Origin of the sequence: Acetobacterium sp. UBA5834 (assembly GCF_002435675.1) — a bacterium.
Taxonomy (GTDB): Bacteria; Bacillota; Clostridia; order Eubacteriales; family Eubacteriaceae; genus Acetobacterium; species Acetobacterium wieringae.
Map to the genome: position 1 here is coordinate 42587 of NZ_DJGY01000029.1, position 22385 is coordinate 64971.

Genomic DNA, 22385 nt, shown 5'->3' on the forward strand with positions numbered 1-22385 from the left:
AAATTTATCCATTGATGAGGCAGTCAAACCGGGGCTGCCTTTTTAATTAAGTAAAGATCGGCATTAACTGGGGAAAGAGCCGAATTCAAGCGAAATGATCTTTGACACTAACCATAAATTTTGAAAAGGTGGAAAACTCTTATGAAGAAAAACAGAATGTTTATGCTAAAATTTTTAATGCAATTATATGGTCCAATGCTTATAATCATTTTATTAATAATGGGAGCAACTTTTTTTACAACGAATAAGAGTTCATTGTTTGCGGTCTTCGGGTTTGCCCTGTGTCTAATGATTGTCTCGATGCTTTTTAGCGCTGTAAATTTTGCAAAGCAGTTATCGTGGATAGACCAGATTGTTAATTGCATTGTCAAAGGTGACGTCAGTATTGATGAAGATGACGGCTACCGCGATTTAGCTAATAATGCCAGCGATCTGGAACAAAGCATGCTTTTAATCATCCGGAAAATGAAAACATACGCACATGCGACAGCACAATTGGCAACAGGAAATGTGAAAGGTGAAATCCCAACTTTTTCTGATGACGATATAATCGGAAAAAATCTTCTGTCAATGGGCCACTCCCTGGAAAGATTAAAAAGTGTTACTGAGGATCTTCACATCGACTCATTTGGTCACATTTTTAAGCATGTTGATCCGGAATTTCAGGGAATGTATCGAACAATTGTAGAAAACATCCATCGTCATATCAGTGAACTCAATGAAAAAGTCAGCCTCTACGAAAATGCCATGGACGCAATCCCATATCCTTTACATATTCTGAACCCGAATTCAAAATGGATTTTTATCAATAAAGCCTGTGATCGTTTGTTTCAGGAGACTCACTTTGCCGGGCCGAGGGAATCGATCTATGGGACCAAATATTGCAAGTTGAATCTGACCGAATGCAATCAGGTCGGATGCAACGACAGCTGCAGTATTTACTGTCTTATTGCCAATGATCAAACGTCTTTTGATTTCGAAAGGCAAGGAAAATATTATCATAAAAATGTACAGTACATTGAAAATACCGCAGCAGATCAGATTGGATTTGTTGAAATTACCATTGATGTTACGCCTATTGTCAGTACCAATCATTATATGGAAGTTGAAGTTCTGCGACTCAAGAATAACTTATTGCTTCTGGCCGCCGGTGATTTAAGTTTTGATCAGAATATCGGGGAAGCGAACCAGTACACCACTGAGATATTTACTAGCTTCAATGAAATCTGCAATAGTTTGAGTGCTGTGAAACGATCAATTGGTTACCTTGTTGCTGATGCCGATTTTTTAACCCAGGCAATTATTAAGGGAAACCTTGAAATTCAGGCTGATGAAATGCGCCTGAGTGGTTCCTGGCAGACAATTATCAAGGGCATGAATAATATTTTAACTAGTGTTGCCAAGCCTCTCCACGAAGTTTCTGCGGTTATGGATGATGTATCAAGCGGCAATCTCAGCGTTATGGTAAGTGGTCAGTATGAAGGTGATTTTGGAAAATTGAAACAAGCGGTCAATCATACCGTCAAACAACTCAACCGGGTGATCACTGAAATTTCATCAATCACAAAGGAAATCAGTACGGGAAATCTGAATATTAATGAAATACCGGCATTTGAAGGTGATTTTGTAGGAATCTCTGACTCTCTTAATCTAATTATCGTTACTTTGAATATCCTCCTCAGGGACATAAACATTTCGGCAGAGCTGGTGAGTAGTGGTGCGAATCAGGTTGCTGTGGGAAGTCAATCATTAGCACAGGGAACTACTGAGCAGGCCAGTTCTCTTGAAGAGCTTACTGCAACTATTTCAGCAATAGCGATTCAAACCAAAGATAGTGCCATCAATGCAAATAAAGCCCGTGAACTATCGTCATCGGTTCGTGATACAGCTGCTGTTGGAAATAAACAAATGAATGAAATGCAGGTTTCCATGATCAATATTAATCAATCGTCAAACGATATTTCAAAAATAATAAAGGTCATTGATGACATTGCCTTTCAGACTAATATATTGGCATTAAATGCCGCTGTTGAGGCAGCTAGAGCCGGTCAATTGGGGAAAGGATTTGCTGTTGTCGCTGAAGAAGTGCGGACTCTGGCAGCCCGAAGTGCTGATGCCGCTAAAGAAACTACTGCCTTGATTGAAGGTTCTATCAAAAAGGTGAAAGTCGGCACTGCGATCGCAGATGAAACAGCTGCCGCACTTATGGAGATTGTGACTGGGATTGAAAAAGTTACTGATCTGGTCAAAGATATTTCTGAGGCTTCCAATGAGCAGGCTACTGCGATCGCACAGATTAACACTGGCATTGAACAGGTGGCCCAGGTAGTCCAACAGAATTCGGCAACATCTGAAGAGAGTGCTGCCACAAGTGAAGAAATGTCAAGTCAGGCGGAATTACTAAAAGAAAGCATTAATCAATTTCAGCTGAGAGAACAATCGAATTGAAGTGAACCTGAAGAGGAAGGAAATAAAAAACCATGGGTTTTAGCCATCACACTTTAAAGAAAAACCTGATTTCAATTCGCGACCCTTTGGGTTATGTGGCGACCCTGGTAATTGGCCGACACGCTGCCTTGTTGTTTGATACCATGTCCGGCGTTGGCGATCTGCGCAGTTATCTGAAAACCCTCACAGATCTCCCGGTGATTGTCGTCCTCAGTCACGCCCATTTTGACCATTTGGGAGGAGCCTTTTTATTTGATGAAGTCTATTTATCGTCACAAGAAGCCATTAATCTGGAAATATATTTTGATAAAGAGATCCGTGAACTGGTCGTCAATAATGCCAAAAAGAAGCTTCCGTTTACCCATCAGGCCGTTCACGGACTGAATGCGTCATCGCGGCCAGACTTTCTTGAACTGAAGGAAGGGATGCGCTTTGATCTGGGAGGGGTCAGACTGGAGGCGATCAGTCTTCCCGGACATACCCCGGGATCCATGGGGTTATTGTGCAAAGAATTGGGGGTGCTGCTATCCGGGGACGCCTTCACACCGATTATGTGCCTTTTTCTGGAAGAGAGTTTATCCGTGAATGCTTATTTAAGGACTTTGGATAAGGTCGCCAGACTGTCCTTCGACTATTTTGTTACCAGTCACCACCAGCGCCTCTTCGAAAAGGAAAGACTGGAGATCTTTAGAAGCTGTGCCGAATTCAGCCAGCATAATGATAAAGGAAAGTTGTTTCGATACAGTCTGATTCCGAAGTTTGAAGGAGTCATGCACATTTTTCAGGGGAGCCGTGACAATGCTGATGATTTCGTGGCGATTATTACAAAAAAGGAAAAAAAGGATGAAGATATTCTCTTTGACGAGGCAATGAAGTACCGCAAGTAATGAATGCTGTTCTGTCTTTAAAATCGCTGATTCACGAAGAAGGGTTACCCTTTAATAAAAAACAGTCATCCCAGGCAAAGGATAATTCCCAAAACCTGCTTGGGAGAGATTGGCTCTTTGTACAAAATTGCGCCAATAATGATCAGCAGCAGCGTCACAGAAATATTGGCAATCAAGGAGCCGCTGCTGAGTTTAAAACCACTTCGATATAAAAATATATAACCCAGCTCGATTCCGACAACAGCGATGCCTAATAGATAACTACTGGGATTGAGTTTGAAAAAATCTTCACTTAATTTGGGACCGCTGAAAAAGTATAAACTTAAAGTCATTGTCATGGCGACACCGTAAGCAACGGCAAGGCTTAAAAAGGCATTGGCTTCTGGCGGGGTAATTTTGGCCAGATTATGATAGAGTACATTGGCAAAGATAATCACCAAAATGGGAATGTATAGTGCGGCTTCCATGATTATCCCCTTTCTGTTTCCAGTTTTTTTTCCATGGCGATGTGTGGACAATGCTCATCCAGATAGACATCGCCTACGGCTGAAAACCCACATTTTTCATAAAATGTCTGAGCACGGAGCTGTGACGAGAGAACAATTTTATGGCCACCGTCTTTTATGATTTCGCTCTCTGCCATTTCCACCAGGTATTTCCCCAGGCTTTTCCCCCGATAGGCTGCCCTTACGGCTATTCTGCCAAGAATATAGATTCCGTCAGTTTCAGCCGGATAGTATCGGCAGACAGCTACAGGGACGTTGTCTTCATGGTATATCAGGTGAACAGATTGGGAATCAAGATCATCAAATTCTTCTTTAAACCCCTGCTCAATCATAAAAACTTCCCTGCGAATCGCAATAACATCCGGTGTTAAGCTATTTTTTCTTTGTAGCATCTTTCCTCCCAAAAAACAAAGCATCCCAATTGAACCTTGTGGTGTATTGCTACACTGTACCTACGGCTCAATTAAGATGCTTTTTCATTTTCACCCGGTGATGAAAACAGCATGTTATTTTTTGTTTATTATAGCAAGCTGGTTTTTAATTGTCAAGGTCTCAAAAATGGCTTGAGGATGGTCGTATCAAATATCAGTCAAGAAATAAAAATTTATATTAATTGTAAACGATGTTTTTCTTCCAAATTCAGGACTATCTTTCTAGCAGAAGTCACAACAGAAGGGCTTCAGTAAGACTTGACGACATTGTCTTTCAGACCTATTTAGCTACCGCAGAGGAAAGTGAGACCGCCAGTGAAGAGCTGTCCAGTCAGGATGAAATGCTTAAAGGTAAGGCTGATGCATTTGTTCGTAAGGAGATATATAATTAGACTGGTAGTTAGTAAAAAAAGGTGGACGCTAATCAATTTCTGGTTAGCGTCCACCTTTTTATGTCAAACCTTTCAGTTTGCAGTCATTAGAATAAGTTTAAATGAACGACGCAAAAGAAAAACTATAGTGCTTATTTAGGATTTGTTTAGCTTTCGTTACTTGTCAGTTTAGCGATCGCGGTTATAATTTGTAATAATCAAAGTATTAATAGGACAAGAATTGTTCTAATGGAGGCATGACGATGAGACAATCTTCTTAAGTCTTGCCAAGACGACAGAGACATATCGTAAATAAAAACAAATTTGCGAAAGTAGCTTGACAAAACGTTTACAGTGGTTTATATTAAATCCATACTTACTTGTACGTATAAGTTAAGAATGGAGAATGATCATGGATGGACCCAAAATCGTTTTATTTACCGGATTTCTTGGTTCCGGCAAAACGTCGCTATTGTTACGCTGCGCAAAAAACCTGGCTGAAACAAAAAAACGCAGTGCCATCATTGTCAATGAGGTGGGCGAGATTGGTATTGACAATCTGCAAATGAAAAAAATGGGGTATGCGGTATGGGAAATATTTGGCGGTTGTATCTGCTGTACCCTGGCCATCAGTTTGGAAGATACCCTCACTCAGTTAATGGCGAATTATGAACTGGATTATATCTTAATTGAACCCTCGGGAGCAGCCGATCCTGCGGCAATCTATCCGGCCCTTTCCCACAGTGGTTTTTCAAAAGAGCAAATCAGAAACGTGATGATTCTTGATCCGACGCGAATTGAGATGTTTGAAGCGGTGTTGGAACCGTATTTGGCGGCGTCGGTACCGCTGGCAGATTTTGCCGTTATCAACAAAATTGATGTCGCTGCGGCAGATGAAATCAAAAAAACAGAAGAGGTGATCAAACAGTATCACCAGGATCTGCCGACGGTGCAAATTGATGTGAAGCACTTAGTTAATGAACAGATCCCAAAAATCATTGGTGGGTAAAAAAGGAGAACGACGATGTATCAGAATATTTTTAAAACACTGGCCATTGAGACAACACTGACGTTACGACAGGCGGGGTCGAGTAAAAAATGGCAGGAAATCGGCTGCTTTTTTTTAGAAAATTATCTTGAGCAGTTAAGCAAGACCGAAAATTTCATGATTGGACATATCAAAGCGATTATTGAATTGGGAGATGATCGTTTTATTCGTCTCAGCAGTGTCGCTTTGAATAAACCGGTAAACTGTGAGTTCAATGGAACCGACAGACAAAATAGCAAAGGCCACCTGACCTTTAATGCCATTGTATCCGGGGTCGATAAAAAAAGGAATCTGCAAAATTTTCATCTGGCCCTGGCACGAACCTGTAGTGTGTATGAAATGCTGACTGACTATCGGGAAAGCAATCAACCTGAAGTAACAAACCATAGCTGTGGTGAAGTTGACTGTCCGGTTTGTCACGACAATCATGAACATGATGAGACCTGTGGGCATTAGCATAATAATCGAGTAACATCGATGTTATAAATTAAAACAGGAGGTAGATGCGATGTCAAAAAAACAAAAGACTCCTTAATTCCAGGCATACAGGGATTGCGGCCCTTAATTGGTACTCACGGAAAAAAGGAGATCTCATCAGAATTTTACCATAAATCTGAGTAAATGATAATAGATTTTTTACTTGTATATAACGATTGTATTTTGATGGGCATTCTCCAAAGATTATTGATTCAAAAATAGTTGGAGGAATGTAAAAATGGCAAAGATAAGTGAATTGCTGGCAAATCTGGAAATGGATGAACTGATGGAAAGCGTACAGCTTGATTTGGACAATGGACGGGATCCGGTCGAGATTCTAAAGGAGTGCGAAGCCGGAATGGTTAAAGTTGGGGAGATGTTTAGTGCCGGGGACTATTTTGTTTCTGATCTGATGATGTCCGGCGAAATGTTTAAAGAAGTGGGCATAATGCTGGAACCGCATCTGTCCGGCAAAACCGGTGATATTTTGGGCAAGGTCGTATTGGGCACAGTTGAAGGCGATATCCACGATATCGGTAAAGATCTGGTCTATGTCATGCTTAAATCCGGCGGCTTTGATGTCATTGATGTGGGGGTTGATGCCAAACCGGAAGTTTTTGTGGACGCCTTAAAGGAATCCGGCGCCCCGATTCTGGCGTTGTCGTGTCTGCTCACCACCTGCTATGATTCCATACTGAATACCGTCAAAGCCGTTGAAGCCGCAGGCTTGAGAGATCAGGTGAAAATTATAATTGGCGGCGGCCCGACGGATGAATCGGTTGTCAGCTATACCGGTGCCGATGCCGTCGGCGATGATGCCCAGTCGGCAGTGCGATTATGTAAGGAGATGTTGTAAGATGGCAAGTCAATTATATGAAGAGCGATCACAGAAGATAAAAGATACGGTTAATTTTAAAAATGAACGTGTTACCACCTGTTTTATGGGACAAGCCGCACCGGCTGCCCACATGAATGTGAAAATGAAAAATTTTGCAATGGATGCGGACATTATGATCAAAACAACACTGGACTATATCAATGAAATCGATGCGATTACGCCAGTCGATTGCCTGAACATTGGTGTCAACGGAATGCGTTCAGATCATAGTCTGCCAATGGCCTGGCTGTCAAAGATAAAAATGCCAGGTAGAGAATTGCCGGTTGATTCATTATGGCAAGTCGTTGAAACGAATGTCCTCACGCCGGAAGATTATGACGTGATCATTGAACAGGGGTTTGAAACAGTATTTAATCGGATTTTCCCGACCCTTGTGGATATGAATGAATTTCAGGAAAGCATCGCATATCAGCAGAAAAATGGACATAAAAATGTTGAATTATTTATAAATAGTGATCTTCCTGTTGTTAATAGCGGCTTTGCGAGTCCACCTTTTGAAGTGTTATGTGGTGGGCGATCCATGTCTCAGTTTTTTATGGACTGCTATAAAATGCCGGATAAAATTGAAAAAGCCATTGAAGTAATGTTGCCGGGTTCAATTCAAAGCATGTTGGCAAGCATCAATCCTCTGAGCGGGACCGGTGCCTGGGTTGGCGGCTGGCGGGGTGCCAGTGCGTTGGTGTCACCAAAAATATGGAATCGACTGGTTTGGCCGGGAATGAAAGCCATGGGACTTGCACTCATTGAAACGGATAATATTGCGACCTTCCATCTCGACCAATGCTGGGATCGTGATATTGAGCGGTTTTTGGAAATCCCCGAAAAGAAATCCATCATCAATACTGATGGTATGACGGATCTGCGAAACGCCCGAAAAATACTCGGCGACCATGTGGCGATTATGGGCGATGTGCCAGCACCTTTGTTGGCAACTGGGACAACTCAGGAAGTAAAAGATTATGTTACAAAATTAATTGATGACATTGGTCCCAAAGGGCTGTTTATCACTGCTGGCTGTGATGCCCCGGCCAATACAAAATTTGAAAATATGGTAGCCATGTTTGAGGCCGCCAATGACTGGAAATAGATCGGAGACACCATGATATTTATCGGAGAAAAAATAAACGGCACCCGCAAAGCCATCCAGGAAGCTATCTTAAACCGGGATGCCGACTTCATCAAAAAAACAGCCCTGGATCAGGCCAATGCCGGGGCTGACTATCTGGATGTGAACGCCGGCACCGACCCCTCCCGGGAGCAAGAGGACATGCTGTGGCTGCTGGAGGTCGTCCAGTCCGTCACGGATACTCCCATCTGCATTGACAGTTCAACCCCGGAAGTGATCAAAGAAGCCATTCACGTCGTTAACAAGACGCCAATGATTAATTCCATCAATGGTGATCCTGCTCGTCTGAAGAGTTTTATTCCGTTTATTCGGGAACGGGATTGCGATGTCATCGCACTGGCATTGGATGAATCACAATCCGGGATGCCAAAAACCGTGGCTGAACGGATGGCAGTTTTGGAACGGATTTTTGAGGCCACCCGGGCAGCCGGGATCGCCGATGATAAAGTCTATGTCGATCCGTTGATTATGGCCGTGGCCACCGATCAGCAGGCGGGTCTGGTGGCCTTTGAATCGATCCGGGCCATCCGGGAAACCTATCCGCAAGCGCATATCACCGGGGGGCTGAGCAATATTTCCTTTGGTCTGCCCAACCGGGCCCTGATCAATCGCACCTTTTTGACTCTGGCGGTAGCCGCTGGCATGAACTCGGCGGTGGTCAACCCGGAAAACGTGGCACTGATCGAATCGCTAAAAGCGACCGAACTGCTGCTGGGTCGGGATCGTTTCTGCCGACACTACACCATTGCAGCAAAAGTTGAATTCAGTAAAAAATAAATAGGCAGAGCCTGGCCCTTTTCCTGGTTACAGGAAGAGGGCCAAACTGCTTAAGCGGGCCAGCAAATGCCGGTAGGCTGATAAAAGTAAATGTGATATAATCATGAATACAAAGTGGAACAGAAGCGTTGAGGGGAAGAAATGAAGGAAAAACTGATTGAACTGATTGCCGACTTAAAACTAAATGAGGCCGAAGAGCTGGCTGACCAACTGATCAAAGAGGGGATTGCCGTCCAGGAGCTATATGATCTGGTGATGGAAGGTCTGGCTGAAATCGGAAAGAAGTATGAAAATGGTGAATGTTATATTGCCGATCTGATTGTTTCGGGGATGATTGCCAAAAATATTTTTGCGGCGGCGAATCTCAAGCAGGGGACCGGTTCAGCAGACAAATCGCTGGGCACGGTTCTGTTTGGAACGATTTTTGACGACATCCACGACATTGGCAAGGATCTGATGATCGATGCCCTGGAAAACCGGAGTATTCACGTTATCGATCTGGGGGTCGATGTGCGGGTGTCAAAATTTGTGGAAGCAGTCAAACGGCATCAGCCGGATATCATTGCCGTCAGCTGCGTCATGACTAATTCGATCCCCTATCTGCAGGAGTTGGGCAAGGCCCTGGAAGCGGAAAACCTGCTTGCCAATCGTCGGTTTTTGTTGGGCGGAGCGGTGGTCAATCAGGATTATGTCAAAATTCCGCAGATTGATTTCATGACCAATAACTTCTATGAGGGCATCCAGTATTGTGAGGTCTACCTGAAGGCGAAAAAGGGAGCGATGGAGGTATGAGTGATGTTTTGTATCTGGCGATCGTGGCCAGTTTAAAAGACAAAATTTTAAAAAGTCAGCTCAAACCGGGTGACATGCTCAATTCCGAAACAGCCCTGATGCAGGAATATTCGGCCAGTCGGATGACCATCCGCAAAAGCCTGTCACTGCTTTCCAACGAAGGTTATATTTATTCGGTTCCCGGAAAGGGTAATTTTGTCTGTAAGCCGGAAGTGGATATTTTTCAGTTCAAGTTCAACAAGTACGATGGCCTCAATATCCACATTGACAATGTCAAGCTGATTTCGGTTAAGGTGCTGCTGCCAGCCAAACAGATCGACCGGATTTTGAAGCTGGAGGACAATCAGAAAGCGGTGGAAGTTAAGCGGATACTCTATTCGGATGACCGGGAAATTGCCATGGAGATTATTTACCTGCCCTACGTTCATCACCAGCCGGTTATTGAAGACATGCTGAAATTTGCCAATTATATGAAGCCGGTGGAAGAAAAGCTGGCCTTCGTGCTGGATAAATCCCTTGACATCACCGTGGTTATGCCTAGTGACGAAGTCCGGGAAACCCTGAATCTGGGGCAAAATGAACCGGTCTTTGAAATCACGGAGCTGATTCGCAATGAGGCGACCCAGCAAATGTTGCAGTATGCCTGGTTTTATGTGAGTCCCCGATACTTGAGCATCAAGGCGGCTACTCCCAAAGACAGCGAAGACAAACGGATATTTTAGGCAGTATCAGCAACTGGCTGCGGCCGCATGCTGGCCAGTAGCCTGGCCTGCGCTTTAAATGCGGCAAACACGGCAGTAATTTAGAATCGAATCAGGAGGAATGAAATGAAAGAATATCTTAAACAGGGTGAATTTACTGAAATTGCAGCACTGAGAGATCGGGGTGACATTCAGATCACTGAAGAGGTCCGGGATCGCTGTGCCGACAATTACTGCGGGTTTTACGGCAAAAACCACATGTGTCCGCCGGCAGTGGGCGATCTTGATTATTACCGCCAGCTGATTGCCAGCTACGACCAGGGACTGGTCTTTTCCAAAGCCTATCCGGTGATGTCCCGAAACGATTACCAGGGGATGCTGGCTGCAGGGATGGCCTTTCGGGAGATCATTCAGGATATTAACCGGCAAGCTAAAGCCGATCATCAGGATTGTCTCTTTTTTACGGCCGGAACCTGCGGTATCTGTAAAAAATGTGCCATCCTCGATGACAAACCCTGTCGGTTCCCGGATCAGGCCATTCCCTCGCTGGAAGCGGCCGGAATTGATGTGGTGGGACTGAGTCGGGATCTGGGGATGAAGTATAATAACGGCGCCGACAAGGTGACCTATTTCGGCCTGGTTTTGTATCGGTAGCGGGAACTTTGACTGGCGGGATCACGCCCCAGTCTTTTGTAGAGGCCCTGAGCCGTCAGGCTGACGACGAAAATGATTGATAAAACTAAAAAACCATGCGATGATAAGCCTAGTAAAAGGATGGAGGAAAAAGTATGAGTAAATCAAAAGCAAGAAAGATCTGGTTTAACCGGGTCTTTCTTGCGTTTTGTGATCGCTTGATGATGAGGCGGTTTGAAGGATCAGTGGCTCAGCTTTGTTCATGATATGATTTAGTATAATCGATATAAATAAGAAAAGCTGTTACCATGGTAACACAGTTGGGATGAAAATAAGAAAAAATGACACACTTGACTTATTATCCAGCCCGTCAGATTTTGATGTCCGGTTCGTTACAAAATACTGCGACCGTGATATAATAAGAATTAAATTTTGTTAAACGTTATAAAGCTCGACAGTGCGCAAATCTGGCGAAGGGATTCAAAAGGATAACGCTCAGGTTACGAGCGAGGGGAGAAAAAGATGTATAAAATAAGCGAGTTAACAGTCGACGATTATCTGAAAAAAATGGCAGTGTGTGATTTCCCGGGGCCAGCAGCCGGGAGTGCGGCGGCAACGGCCGTGGCCATGGCAGCAGCCCTGCTGGAAATGTCTTGTGATGGCAGTCTCAGAAAAAACGGCGATAATCCGCTGCTGGCAGAATCCATTGCCCTGGCGGCCGAGCTTCGTCAGGCCGGTTTAAACTTGGCTGATGTGGATATGGCCGCTTATGGCCGGGTGATCACCGCCGCCAAAAATAAAGCCACTGACCGGGAAGCTTATGAAACGGCCATGAAAGGTGCCACCGAGCCCTTCATGGCGATTCTCAGGCACTGTCACCGCCTCCTCGGGCAGATTGAAAAAGTGATCAAAGGCAGTTTTTCCAGAGTGCTGGGGGATTTGGTTGGCGGGGCCTATCTGGCTGAGGCGGCAGCAGCGGCATCCAAGTCAGGCATTGATGTCAATCTGATGCTGATTGGTGATCGCGCCTATCAAAGCCGCTATCAGACTGAAGCGAAAGCTCTTTATCAGGCCTGTGTCAGCCTGAAAGTGGAGATTCTTGGTCAGGTTTTTTCAGGGTCTTCGGCAGACCTTCAGCCTGAGGCCAAAGCGGTGCTGGATTTCTGGTTTGACCCCGCCAATCAGCCCTACTGGTTTTTGAAAAATGAGGCCTTCGATATGGTGATCAGAAGGCAGTTTTACGATTGTTGGGTGGCGGCTGGTAAGGGTCTTTTAGCGGACTGGCGGGACACCATCGAGGGACGGCTGGCCGAGATTATCCTGCTGGATCAGTTTTCCAGAAACTTAAACCGTGACGATTCCAGGGCCTTTGCCCAGGATGCCATGGCCCTGACGCTGGCCCAGGAAGCCGTCCGCCATCCGGATTATCAGCGACTGGATCCGCTCCGGCAGCGGTTTGTGCTGATGCCCTTTATGCATTCGGAGTCGGCTGGCATTCATCAGCTGGGGCTGCCGCTCTTTGAAGCCCTGGGCGATCCCAAAACCCTGGAATATGAAATTCGGCATCAGCAGATCATTGCTCAGTTTGGCCGTTATCCCCATCGCAATGAGGTCCTTAAGCGGGAGTCTACAGCGGCTGAAATGGCCTTCCTCAAACAACCAGGCAGCAGTTTTTAGGCGCTTTAGCGGATCAGCTATTAGCAGCGGTCGCACCCCGCTGTGATTTAGCCAATGACAAAAATAGATGGCACTGATTCCAGGCCATTTTGACAATTACGATGCTGCGAAAAATAGCGGCGGAATGGAGAATATTTATGAAGCAATGCGATTTACCTGAAATTTACAGTAATCAGGATGCGATTTTAATGGCCGGTTTTTGTTACCAGACCTACCTTTTTTATGATCAACAGCAACTGGTGCTGCCAGTTGGTTTTGAACTGCGATCTTCATTTAAGGGGATGGCTGGCGTGACGGAAAAAACGCAAGAGAATTTTGGTTATATTGCGGAGTCGAAAGACTCCTTAGTGCTGGCTTTTCGGGGAACCGATTCAACCCCCAACCTGGATTCTGATCTGGATCTTTTTCAGATTCCCTTTCCTTATGTAAAAAATGCCGGACTCTGTCACCGGGGGATCACCCGGATCTATCAGTCACTCCGGGAGGAAGTGCTTGACCAGCTCAGTCAATTGCCTCAGGACAAAAAATTCTATATCACCGGCCATAGTCTGGGTGGTGATCTGGCCATTATGGCGGCCCTGGACTTGGCTGTCAATAGCAACCGAAAGGCCATCATTGCCTATACTTATGCCGCTGGCAGACCGGGTGATCGGGATTTTGCAGCGGCTTATAAGGCCCAGGTTAAAAACAGTTTCCGGATTTATAATGTCCATGATTTTATCCCAACCCTGCCAGCAGCCGAATATCCGCCGCCCTTTACCGAAACCGGTCTGGTTTATGAGCACGTGGATGTTGCAGTGCCAATTGCTTTCCAGATGAACAATCTGTTTTTAAATCATCGGATCAATTATTATTTCCAGAAGCTGGGCGAACAGGATCACAATTATTTCCGGCAACTGCAAAGCAGCAGCCCGGGTTTTGGTCCGGAGGCCATTGACTTGTCGGCATTGGCTGCGGCAATGGCTAATAATTAGGATAAGGCTTTAAAAAGGAAGGGAAAAACACATGCAGGATCGAATTACCTTATGCGGTGATAATTGTACCTATTGTCCCCGCTTCAATGCTGATACCGAAGAAGAACTGAAGCAGGTGGCCGAACTGTGGCATTACCTGGGATGGCGGGACCGGGTGGTTCCAGCCGCGGAAATGAAATGTCCGGGTTGCAATCCCGACAAACAATGTGCCTACGGTCTCATCGACTGTACCTGGGAACATGGGGTCAGACACTGCCTGCAGTGTGTAGAGTACCCCTGTCAGAAGATTGAAGCGATGCTGACAAAATCCCGAAAATACAAAACCATCTGTCAGGAAATTTGCAATGATCAGGAATACGCTGTGCTGGAAAAAGCCTTTTTCAAAAAGCACATCAATTTAAGTAAAAAGGATAATTAACTAAAACCGCCCATGGTGCTGCTTTGCGCGCCATGGGCGGTTTTTATTCACTGGCTGTATCGTTTTAACCCCGGGGCTTAAAACGATACGCTGCCGATCTAAAGTAACCAGTTTACGGCTGGCTGATATCGGTAATCGTCCCATCGGCAGCATATTGCATCAGACGCACGGCTGAGGTATCCTTACCGGATTCAATCACCACAAAGGTCATATCGGCCCCCAGCAGATTTTTATCAATCCAGGTGCCGCTGTTAACATAGGTTTTCTCCCGGTTGTACCCTTGGCTAAAGGTGTTGTACACCGGCACATGGGTGTGTCCAAAGACAACGATATCAACCGTAGGATCGACATTGAAATACTGGGTCACCGCCTGCTCATCACAGAAGGTGGGATCCTGAGCCCGGGCAGTAGCTTCGGCATAGGGGAGTTTGACGGCAACGCCGTTGGCATCCTGGAGGGCATCCCAGCGTCGTTGAACGTTGGCGTATAAAGCGGCACTGATGGTGCCGTCAGCCTGAAGCGTTGGCAGCAAATCGGAAAGGGCAAAGCTGTCGTTGTAGCCATCGACATCAAGGTTGATAACCGGCTCAGTAAAACCGGCGTTGATCGGGAAGGTTTCGATGGTACCAGCCCAGGTCTGGTAATAGGCATAGGCACCCAGCTGATCAATGTTATCAGTTGCTGGTTTTGCTACCTCGGGCAGCGTAAGCTGGGGAGCGGACTTACCTTCGGCTACCGAGGTGGCAGCGACCCGGGTAAAGAAATAGCCTGGCGGCAGAATCGAGGGATAAGCACCGGTGAATTCTTTATTGGACAGGGTATCCGGGGCACAGAAGGTGTTATAGCGGTGGCCATGCTCAATGACAATTTCCGAACGGGCGCCGGTTCGATAGGTGCCAAGACCAGCCACATCCCGGATCTGTTTAATCCCGGGGATCAGTTCGGCCAGCAGTTCATCGGTTAACAGCAGGTCGTGATTGCCGGGAACATAGGTCACCGTGACGCCGCTCTTGATCAGTGTTTCGAGGGCAGCAACGATCTCAGCATTATTTTCGGCAACTTTTTTAAAGAAGGCCTTCAGTTCGGTGGGGCCGGTATAGCTTACCGGAACAAACCACTGATCAAAAAGGTCGCCATCAATGACCAGTTCATCAATCTCGCTGCTGTTTAATTGTCCCAGAAAGGACACCAACGCCGCTTTGTTTTTGGTTGTTTCAGAAAAGCTGTCATCAATCCCCAGATGGAGATCGCTGATGACGACAACCCGGCTGGCGGTATGGGCGGCATCATTCTCCCAGAGGGGCAGCGAATCAGCCTGATTAGTGGGTTTGGCGGCACAGGCGGCCAGTGACACAATCAGCACAGGAACAAGGGACAGTAACAGTCCGGACTTTAATGATTTCATAAAGAATTCTCCCTTTTTTATTTTGCATCCTCTTCGCTCATTGCTCTTAAAATATAAACCCCGGCAGCGAAAAATACGCAATTGTTTGTTGAATTATAACAGAAATGGGAACAGTTGAAAAGTCATTGATTGTTATATCGAGCCAGGTTGTTTACGATCATGTCACCGGAATTAAAGAGAAAAGCCGTAAAAGCAGTAGCCCTTGTTTGGCTGTTGCGCTATAATACGGATAAAGGTGCGTTTTACAGTGCCATAATGGCAGACATCAAGGAAGGCGGAGTAACACAATGGGAGGATTTTTAAAACTAGAGGGTAAGGCCCGGGATGATTTTTATCAGGCCAAGTACGATTATTACAAACGGTTCAATTTGGGAGTATTGTTTGCCTCGGCCTTTATGTTTCTGATTCTGTTTGTGGCCGACTGGCAGGTTGATGGGGCGGCGTTGGGGCGTTCTTTCCTGATTCGCAGCTCGGTGGTGGTGCCGATGTTGGTTGTTTTTTGGGCCTATCAGAAAATTAACAACTACAAAATTATGGGGATACTGACCTACCTGATGGTTCATGCGATGATCTGGGGCAACATCTGGGCGGGGTCGTATCTGGCGGATCAGTCCTATGTCAATGAGGGCTTTCTGATCATGAGTCTGGTGCTACTACTGGTCTCTTTTGCGGCACCGCCATTTGTGGCTATCATTGGCCAGCTGGGGCTGATCGGGGATATTTTGCTGGCAGATCATCTCTATCATTTTGAAAACATCAATGCCATTTTGACCTTTAATATCCAGGTCATTGTGCTGCTCTGTCTGGTTGATTTTATCATTGCGGGTTTTTATTACGACCACTACATCACCCAGCGCAAGCTGGAATTTGCCCTTTTTCACGATCCCTTAACCCAGGTCTTCAACCGCCGTCAGTTACACAAGATTATGGGAGAAGGTCATGATCTGACCTTTTTGAGTGACGCCATTGCAATCCTGATTATGGATATTGATCATTTCAAACTGGTCAATGACCGCTACGGCCATGACGAGGGAGATCGAATTTTGCAGTTTGTGGCGGACTGTATCCGTAACAGTTTGCGGGGGCCGGATATGGTGATGCGTTGGGGCGGCGAAGAATTTGTGGTGATTCTGTTTGACTGTCCGGCTGATCAGGCGATGGCGGTGGCGGAGCGGATTCGCAAGTCGGTGGAAAAATCGGTCAATGGTGTTTGTGCCATTACCATTTCCTTAGGGGTGGCCATCTATGCCGGGGGTGACTGCTTTGAGACCATTAAGCAAGCTGACAGTGCCCTTTATGTTGCCAAGCGACAGGGTCGTAATCAGGTGGTCAGCTATGAAGCACTGGATGAAAAACTGCGTCAGGAAGTGGCAAGAGCCCGGCAAAATGAGGTCTGAACGAACTTTATTGCCGTCTTGGTGCTGAAAGCGTTGACACAAAAATCAGGATGTAATATAATACACTAAATTTAACCGGTAAAGTTTTTAGATTCTTAATTTAATTTGCGAGAATAAAAAGCTGCGGATAAAAAGAAAAGAGTGTAGGAGAGCGTCTTGGAAAAGAAAAGAATTAAAATTGCGATTTTGTCGATATCATCACTATTGATGATATCGATGACTGCTTCAGCCATTCTGGCCGATATTCAGGCCTACTTTGTGGGGGTCGATCCATCCCTGATTTCGATGGTATTGACCATTCCCGCCTTGATGGGCCTGGTGTTTGCCTTTGCATCAGGGCCCTTGTCGTTGCGACTGCCCAAGAAAAGCTTGGTCATTTTTGGTCTGGTCTGCGGCCTGGCTGGCGGGATGATTGCTCTGCTGTTCGGGTCAACCAGTATTTATGTACTCTTGGCTTGCAGTTTGCTGCTGGGGATCGCTCAGGGGATGAACTCGACCATGTCGATGGCCTTGATTGCCGATTATTTTGTGGCCGAGGAAAGTGGTGCGTTGATGGGGCTGCAATCAGCCTTTGTTAATGGTGGCAGCATGGTGCTGCTGTTTAGCTCGGGGATGCTGGCCGGAATTTCCTGGCAGATGTCCTATCTGGTTTATCTGGTTTTTATACCGGTCATTGTGATTGTCATGAAAAATCTGCCCCGGGATCATGCTCCGGCACATGCTGCCGACACCCATCAGGAAAAAAGTGCCAGGCTGAATGGCCGGGTCTATTTTACGGCGCTGACCATGTTTTTGTTTGGGGTTTTCCTTTTTGTGTTTCAAACCAATGTGGCCATGTTTGTGGTCGGGAATGGGTTGGGGGATGCTTCTACCAGTGGACTGATCAACACCGCCATGTCAGCCGCCGGGATGCTCACCGGAATTTTGTTTGGCCGGATGCAGCGGGTACTTAAAAAACTGGTTATTCCGGTATCCTTACTGGTTGGCGGTTTGGGGATGCTGTTAATCTTTATGCTGGGTAGTCTGCCATCGCTGTTTATTGGTGCCATGTGCTGTGGTTTTTGTCTGGCTACCATTAATCCGGCGGGAACCTTTCAGGCCGCCAACGCCGTCCATCCCTCCATCAGTTCGCTGGCCATTGCCGTCGTCACGGCATCCACTAGTGTCGGCATTTTTGTCTCGCCGATTCTGTCCAATGGGGTGGCCAATCTGACTGGCGGTGGCATTGAGATCAAGTTTTTGCTGGCGGCTGTCGGGCTGGCGGCAGTGGGATTGATGTCGTTTGTTGGCAATGCGATCATGGATAAAAAAGAAGCCTAAGTAACGTTCATAGTGACCATAAAAACCTCCTGGATTTGATTGTTAATCCAGGAGGTTTTTGTTGTGTAACATTATTCAATTTGGAAATAAGGTTTAAAGGTAAAGGGCACCTGTTTGAGCACTTCTTTACTTTCGGCCAGAATGGCATCGATACGTTCTTTATCTACATTCATCAGGACAAAATTGAGCCGTGCGATATAATCCAGACAGTCTTCCTGGGTACAATTAAATTCGCCCCGGTCATAGGCCCACAAAACGGAAAAAGAGGCACCTCTGGCTGCATTGGCAATCATTGCAAGTTCATCCGTATCGGCATTAACGTTCAGATGATAACGGCGATCATGGATTTTATAGAGGCGGATACTTTCCTGACTGAAGAGATCTTCATATTTGTCATCGGCTAATTCTTTTAAAAAGCGCATCGCTTTGGGATCGGCCAGAAACATCTGGTTATAGAGCCGAATTTCTACGGCGGTGCTGACCTGCAGATCTGCTTTTCGTTCTTTAAAATAGTCGGTATAAAGTTTCAGAGCCACTTTATTCTTAAGTTCAAAGAGAAAGGTATCGCTGACGGCCCGGGCCAGACTGGATTTCGATTTATAGTAATAGGAAATCAGGGGCTTGGTAATTTCACAGATTGCGGCAATCTGATCCAGATAGGTTTTTTTATAGCCCTGTTCATAAAATAACTGGCTGGCTACCTGGAGGATCTGTTCTTTTTGGTTATTCATGGTCATCTCTTTCATAATGGTATTTTGGGGTATCATTTTATTTTAACACTTTTAATAAATAGATGCAAATAAATTATATTTAACCAGTTAAAATTAAATAAATGTAAAATGTATTGACTTTTCGTAAAAAACCGATTACAATACATTTATTGAACCGGTTAAATCAAACGATCTGGGACGGTAAGTCTTATAAAAACCTCATTAACATGAGATGGAAGCCGTTATTATGCGTTTCGACAGAAATGATTAGATTGTTATAAAAACGGCCAAAATTATTCAGATCTGCTTATTTCGTAAGAACATTGAATTCATTTAACGGGAGGAAGGGAGATGTTAAGGTGATTGTGGGTGTGCCCCGGTTACACCGGAAGAGGCTGTTGACGTTGGTGCTGATGGTTACGCTCCGGATGCTGGCAGTGCCGCAGCAAAAGAAAAAGAACTGGTTACAGCATAACGTTCACCGACAAAATAGATTTCAGTCAAGTTGACATCACGGAAATCGTAAACACGTAAATTTGTGGTTGTTTTTAATCACTTAAATCACAAATAAAATTAAAAGGAGGAAAAAAATGAAACAACAAGTAAAACCAATCTCTACCTTTACAATTTTGGCCATGGCGTTTTTCGGAATGGGTGTCGGAACCATTACTCCGGCTCTGAATGCAATTTTTGTACAATTCTCAGATCTTCCGATTACCACGCTTTTGCTGGTATCAACACTGCCCTCATTAACCGTAATTCCCGCAACCCTGATTGCTGGGTCGGTCGCTGGTAGCAAGGTTAAATACCGAACCCTGGCAGTACTGGGGATGACACTCTTCGTCCTCGGTGGGGTCGCTCCCTATTTTGCCACCGACTTCTCCGTTATCCTGATTGAGCGGGCCGTCTTTGGGATCGGTCTGGGGATCATGTCACCACTGGCCAATTCACTGGTTATGGGTGTTTATGAAGGCGATAAGGTCGCAACCATGACGGGTATGGTCACCCTGGCCATGAATATCGGCGGGATGGTTCTTCAATTTATGGGCGGCTATTTTGCCGGGATTGGATGGAATTACAGCTTCCTGCCTCATGCGCTGGGTATAATCTCACTACTGCTGGTTATTTTTTTCCTGCCAGAGCCTGCGCAAGCACCGGTTACCGCGGAAACCCAGAAAGCACCTAAAGAAAAACTGCCGGTTAAATTGTTTATTATCGTTCTGGTATATGGGATCTATACCCTGTCAGTTTATCCGATGCTGGTTAACATGTCGACCCTGATTGTCGAACGTGGCATGGGAACGACTGCCACCGCCGGTATTGTTCTGGCCCTTCTAACCATCGGCGGCATGGTCGCTGGTTCGGTTTTTGGCAAACTGTTTAAAATCTCCGGCCGCTTTATCATGGCGGTTGGTTATGCTCTGGCGGCAATCGGTTTCGCCCTGGTTGTTTTTGCCAGCAATATTGCGCTGTTGTCAGTCGGTGTTTTCATTGAAGGCTTTGCCATGTCAACGCTGATTCCGGCCAGTATGATGCTGATTTCAATGACCGTTAAACCATCGCAGATGGCTTTGGGAGTATCCTTCTTTATGGCCGGGATGAACCTCTTCGGTTTCCTGTCAACCTATTGGATTGGCGCCATTGCTGGTATTACCGGTGATGCGGTAACAGCGCCAATTGCCGTTAGTGTCGCTGTGACAACCGTATTCTTTGTGATCTTCCTGATTGTCAATCCATTAAAAGGTGGGGCACCAATGCCTGAGGCACCGCAACAGTCCTAAAGTAAACAAAAAAAATAAAAAAAGAGCCACTCATTTCGGTTATGAAAGGGGTGGCTTTCTTAAAGTCGTTGAAGATCGTATCAAACGCCTGGATCAAGGCGTTTATAAATAGTGGTCGTAGCTGGAATAGGTGCCCTTAATGGTGTCATCGGCAAAGTCATTCATGGCCAGATTATAGTTGGAAAGAAACAGCTGCTCATAGGCTGAAAGTTTGTTTTTGCTGGTATTGAGACATTCCCGGCACTGATTGTCGAGGGTTTCGGGAATCTCAATATCCGCCGTTTTGTGAACCTGGCTAAAATCGATGCCGGTCAGATTACAGTGGTTTTCGATGTTAATCTCCGTCCAGAGGCTCTTTAAATATTTCAGGCAGCTTTTCTGGGGCTGTTCAAAAAGGTATTTTAGCTGAGAGGGATTAATATGCTGAGTGATTTTGGTCATCGTCTTTTCCAGATCAGACAGGGTAAAAGCATTATTTAAAGTATATTGGTTCATGTTATTCTCCTAAAATATGTGATTAACCAAGCGGCTAAATCAGGATAAGGGACACTGATCAGTCAGTGGCCAAGTTATTTTTTTCAATCATCAGCAACTCCGTATTGTCATGTTGCCTGATTGGTATCTTAATCATAGCAGATGAATATGAACTTTATGTTAACAACAGATTACGATTTTATGAAGATTTAAGCGGCAACTGGTATGTGTTGTAAGAAATCTTCTAAGTACCCCCAGATTATTGGCGGGTGAGCAAAGTTGTAAACGCAAAGGGATAAATAAAAAGAACCATTTGGGAAGTTCGTGGTAGAATTGCCCAAATGGTTCTTAATTTTTGATGTAAAAATATAAATAATGGGGATTATTCCCTATTTACTGGAAAAAATTGCAATGGCATCGCTCATGAACTGGGCCAGGCCCTCGGCATGGCTGTCGATGTTTTCTTTGAAGCGCTCATCGTGAACATACATCAGCCCCAATCCAGCCAGGATTTCTTTTGTACAGTCATAGTAGTGTCGGGTAATGTTGTCTTGCCACTGGGCAACCAGCTCCTGAACCACCGGGTCAGCGGCATCTTTATTCATATTGGCAACAAAGCCGGCATAGATGGCTTCTGTTTCATTGTGGATGGCTTCCCACTGATCCGGGCTATAGCCATTGGTTTTTTGCTGGCTTTGGCGGTAGGCGTCTGTTTTGCCCCAACGTGTTTTTACCTCGGTTTCGTATTGTTTCTTGTTCGCTTCAATTTCACTCATATCAAATGGTTTAAAATTCATGGTTTTTTCTCCTTCTAATTTTTGGTCCAGCAAGGCAATCAGTTTGTCCAGACGGTGTCGTTTGAGCAGCAGCAGGTGGCGTTGCTTTTTAAAGGCATCCATTTCGTCATAGTTGGGGTCGGCCAGAATCCCTTTGATTTCCTGGATCGAAAAATCCAGTTCCCGTAAGAACAGAATATTCTGGAGCTGGGCCAGATTGGCCGTGTCATAGTATCGATACTTATTTTCGGTGATCTCACAGGGAATCAGAATTCCTTCACGATGGTAGTAGTGAAGGGTGCGCACACTGACCCCGGTAAGCGTCGCCACTTCCTTAACCGTCATTTTCATTGGCTTC

The 22385-nt window shown here is 45.5% G+C and carries 22 protein-coding genes; 16 read left to right on the plus strand and 6 right to left on the minus strand.

Annotated elements, in window-relative coordinates; translation table 11 throughout:
• Positions 1 to 120 precede the first annotated feature (120 nt).
• Together B3F51_RS06010 and B3F51_RS06015 are read left to right on the plus strand one after the other, a co-directional pair.
• On the plus strand, positions 121 to 2448 hold the full coding sequence (locus B3F51_RS06010; RefSeq protein ID WP_286946051.1) for a methyl-accepting chemotaxis protein: 2328 nt from the start codon (positions 121 to 123) through the stop codon (positions 2446 to 2448).
• Positions 2449 to 2480: 32 nt separating this feature from the next.
• Positions 2481 to 3335, plus strand: a complete 855-nt coding sequence (locus B3F51_RS06015; protein WP_286946054.1) for an MBL fold metallo-hydrolase — start codon at positions 2481 to 2483, stop codon at positions 3333 to 3335.
• A 65-nt stretch (positions 3336 to 3400) separates the two neighbouring features.
• On the opposite strand, the gene B3F51_RS06020 is transcribed toward B3F51_RS06015, so the two are convergent.
• Both B3F51_RS06020 and B3F51_RS06025 read right to left on the minus strand, forming a co-directional pair.
• Positions 3401 to 3802, minus strand: a complete 402-nt coding sequence (locus tag B3F51_RS06020) for an EamA family transporter (protein ID WP_286946056.1) — start codon at positions 3800 to 3802, stop codon at positions 3401 to 3403.
• Between the two features lie 2 nt (positions 3803 to 3804).
• Positions 3805 to 4233, minus strand: coding sequence for a GNAT family N-acetyltransferase (locus tag B3F51_RS06025; RefSeq protein WP_286946058.1), 429 nt, complete (start codon positions 4231 to 4233; stop codon positions 3805 to 3807).
• Between the two features lie 822 nt (positions 4234 to 5055).
• Between B3F51_RS06025 and B3F51_RS06030 the strand changes: the two genes are divergently transcribed.
• From B3F51_RS06030 to B3F51_RS06080, 11 genes are all read left to right on the plus strand, one after another.
• Positions 5056 to 5652: a GTP-binding protein gene (locus B3F51_RS06030; protein ID WP_286946061.1), complete on the plus strand. Its 597-nt coding sequence runs from the start codon at positions 5056 to 5058 to the stop codon at positions 5650 to 5652.
• Between the two features lie 15 nt (positions 5653 to 5667).
• A complete protein-coding gene (locus B3F51_RS06035) occupies positions 5668 to 6147 on the plus strand; it encodes a hypothetical protein (RefSeq protein WP_148637767.1) in 480 nt (159 codons plus the stop codon).
• Between the two features lie 259 nt (positions 6148 to 6406).
• On the plus strand, positions 6407 to 7024 hold the full coding sequence (locus tag B3F51_RS06040) for a cobalamin B12-binding domain-containing protein (RefSeq protein ID WP_286946062.1): 618 nt from the start codon (positions 6407 to 6409) through the stop codon (positions 7022 to 7024).
• Position 7025: 1 nt separating this feature from the next.
• Positions 7026 to 8153: a uroporphyrinogen decarboxylase family protein gene (locus tag B3F51_RS06045; protein ID WP_286946064.1), complete on the plus strand. Its 1128-nt coding sequence runs from the start codon at positions 7026 to 7028 to the stop codon at positions 8151 to 8153.
• Between the two features lie 12 nt (positions 8154 to 8165).
• Positions 8166 to 8969, plus strand: a complete 804-nt coding sequence (locus tag B3F51_RS06050; RefSeq protein WP_070372171.1) for a dihydropteroate synthase — start codon at positions 8166 to 8168, stop codon at positions 8967 to 8969.
• Positions 8970 to 9110: 141 nt separating this feature from the next.
• Positions 9111 to 9761, plus strand: coding sequence for a cobalamin B12-binding domain-containing protein (locus B3F51_RS06055; RefSeq protein WP_286946066.1), 651 nt, complete (start codon positions 9111 to 9113; stop codon positions 9759 to 9761).
• Positions 9758 to 10483, plus strand: coding sequence for a GntR family transcriptional regulator (locus B3F51_RS06060; RefSeq protein ID WP_070372169.1), 726 nt, complete (start codon positions 9758 to 9760; stop codon positions 10481 to 10483). Before B3F51_RS06055 ends, B3F51_RS06060 begins: the two co-directional genes overlap by 4 nt.
• A 105-nt stretch (positions 10484 to 10588) precedes the next feature.
• A complete protein-coding gene (locus B3F51_RS06065; protein WP_148637770.1) occupies positions 10589 to 11116 on the plus strand; it encodes a DUF2284 domain-containing protein in 528 nt (175 codons plus the stop codon).
• 501 nt (positions 11117 to 11617) lie between these two features.
• Positions 11618 to 12772 (plus strand): DUF924 family protein, encoded by a 1155-nt coding sequence (locus tag B3F51_RS06070; protein ID WP_207648659.1) that lies wholly within the window; start codon positions 11618 to 11620, stop codon positions 12770 to 12772.
• A gap of 137 nt (positions 12773 to 12909) precedes the next feature.
• Positions 12910 to 13746: a lipase family protein gene (locus B3F51_RS06075; RefSeq protein ID WP_070372167.1), complete on the plus strand. Its 837-nt coding sequence runs from the start codon at positions 12910 to 12912 to the stop codon at positions 13744 to 13746.
• Positions 13747 to 13777: 31 nt separating this feature from the next.
• Positions 13778 to 14164: a DUF3795 domain-containing protein gene (locus B3F51_RS06080; protein WP_070372166.1), complete on the plus strand. Its 387-nt coding sequence runs from the start codon at positions 13778 to 13780 to the stop codon at positions 14162 to 14164.
• Positions 14165 to 14276: 112 nt separating this feature from the next.
• Here B3F51_RS06080 and B3F51_RS06085 read toward each other — a convergent pair whose 3' ends face one another.
• The gene (locus B3F51_RS06085) at positions 14277 to 15569 is read right to left on the minus strand and encodes a metallophosphoesterase (protein ID WP_286946067.1); all 1293 of its coding nucleotides are present in this window, start codon (positions 15567 to 15569) and stop codon (positions 14277 to 14279) included.
• A gap of 287 nt (positions 15570 to 15856) precedes the next feature.
• On the opposite strand from B3F51_RS06085, the gene B3F51_RS06090 reads away from it, so the two are divergent.
• Positions 15857 to 16966 (plus strand): GGDEF domain-containing protein, encoded by a 1110-nt coding sequence (locus B3F51_RS06090; protein ID WP_148637774.1) that lies wholly within the window; start codon positions 15857 to 15859, stop codon positions 16964 to 16966.
• Positions 16967 to 17122: 156 nt separating this feature from the next.
• On the plus strand, positions 17123 to 18286 hold the full coding sequence (locus B3F51_RS06095; RefSeq protein ID WP_286808631.1) for an MFS transporter: 1164 nt from the start codon (positions 17123 to 17125) through the stop codon (positions 18284 to 18286).
• 71 nt (positions 18287 to 18357) lie between these two features.
• Here B3F51_RS06095 and B3F51_RS06100 read toward each other — a convergent pair whose 3' ends face one another.
• Positions 18358 to 19017, minus strand: a complete 660-nt coding sequence (locus B3F51_RS06100) for a TetR/AcrR family transcriptional regulator (protein WP_070372162.1) — start codon at positions 19015 to 19017, stop codon at positions 18358 to 18360.
• A 569-nt stretch (positions 19018 to 19586) separates the two neighbouring features.
• On the opposite strand from B3F51_RS06100, the gene B3F51_RS06110 reads away from it, so the two are divergent.
• Positions 19587 to 20777, plus strand: coding sequence for an MFS transporter (locus B3F51_RS06110; RefSeq protein WP_070372161.1), 1191 nt, complete (start codon positions 19587 to 19589; stop codon positions 20775 to 20777).
• A 102-nt stretch (positions 20778 to 20879) separates the two neighbouring features.
• Here B3F51_RS06110 and B3F51_RS06115 read toward each other — a convergent pair whose 3' ends face one another.
• Both B3F51_RS06115 and B3F51_RS06120 read right to left on the minus strand, forming a co-directional pair.
• The gene (locus B3F51_RS06115) at positions 20880 to 21272 is read right to left on the minus strand and encodes a hypothetical protein (protein WP_070372159.1); all 393 of its coding nucleotides are present in this window, start codon (positions 21270 to 21272) and stop codon (positions 20880 to 20882) included.
• A 368-nt stretch (positions 21273 to 21640) separates the two neighbouring features.
• Complete coding sequence (locus tag B3F51_RS06120; protein ID WP_139142384.1) at positions 21641 to 22378, minus strand: MerR family transcriptional regulator; 738 nt, start codon at positions 22376 to 22378, stop codon at positions 21641 to 21643.
• Positions 22379 to 22385: the final 7 nt, after the last annotated feature.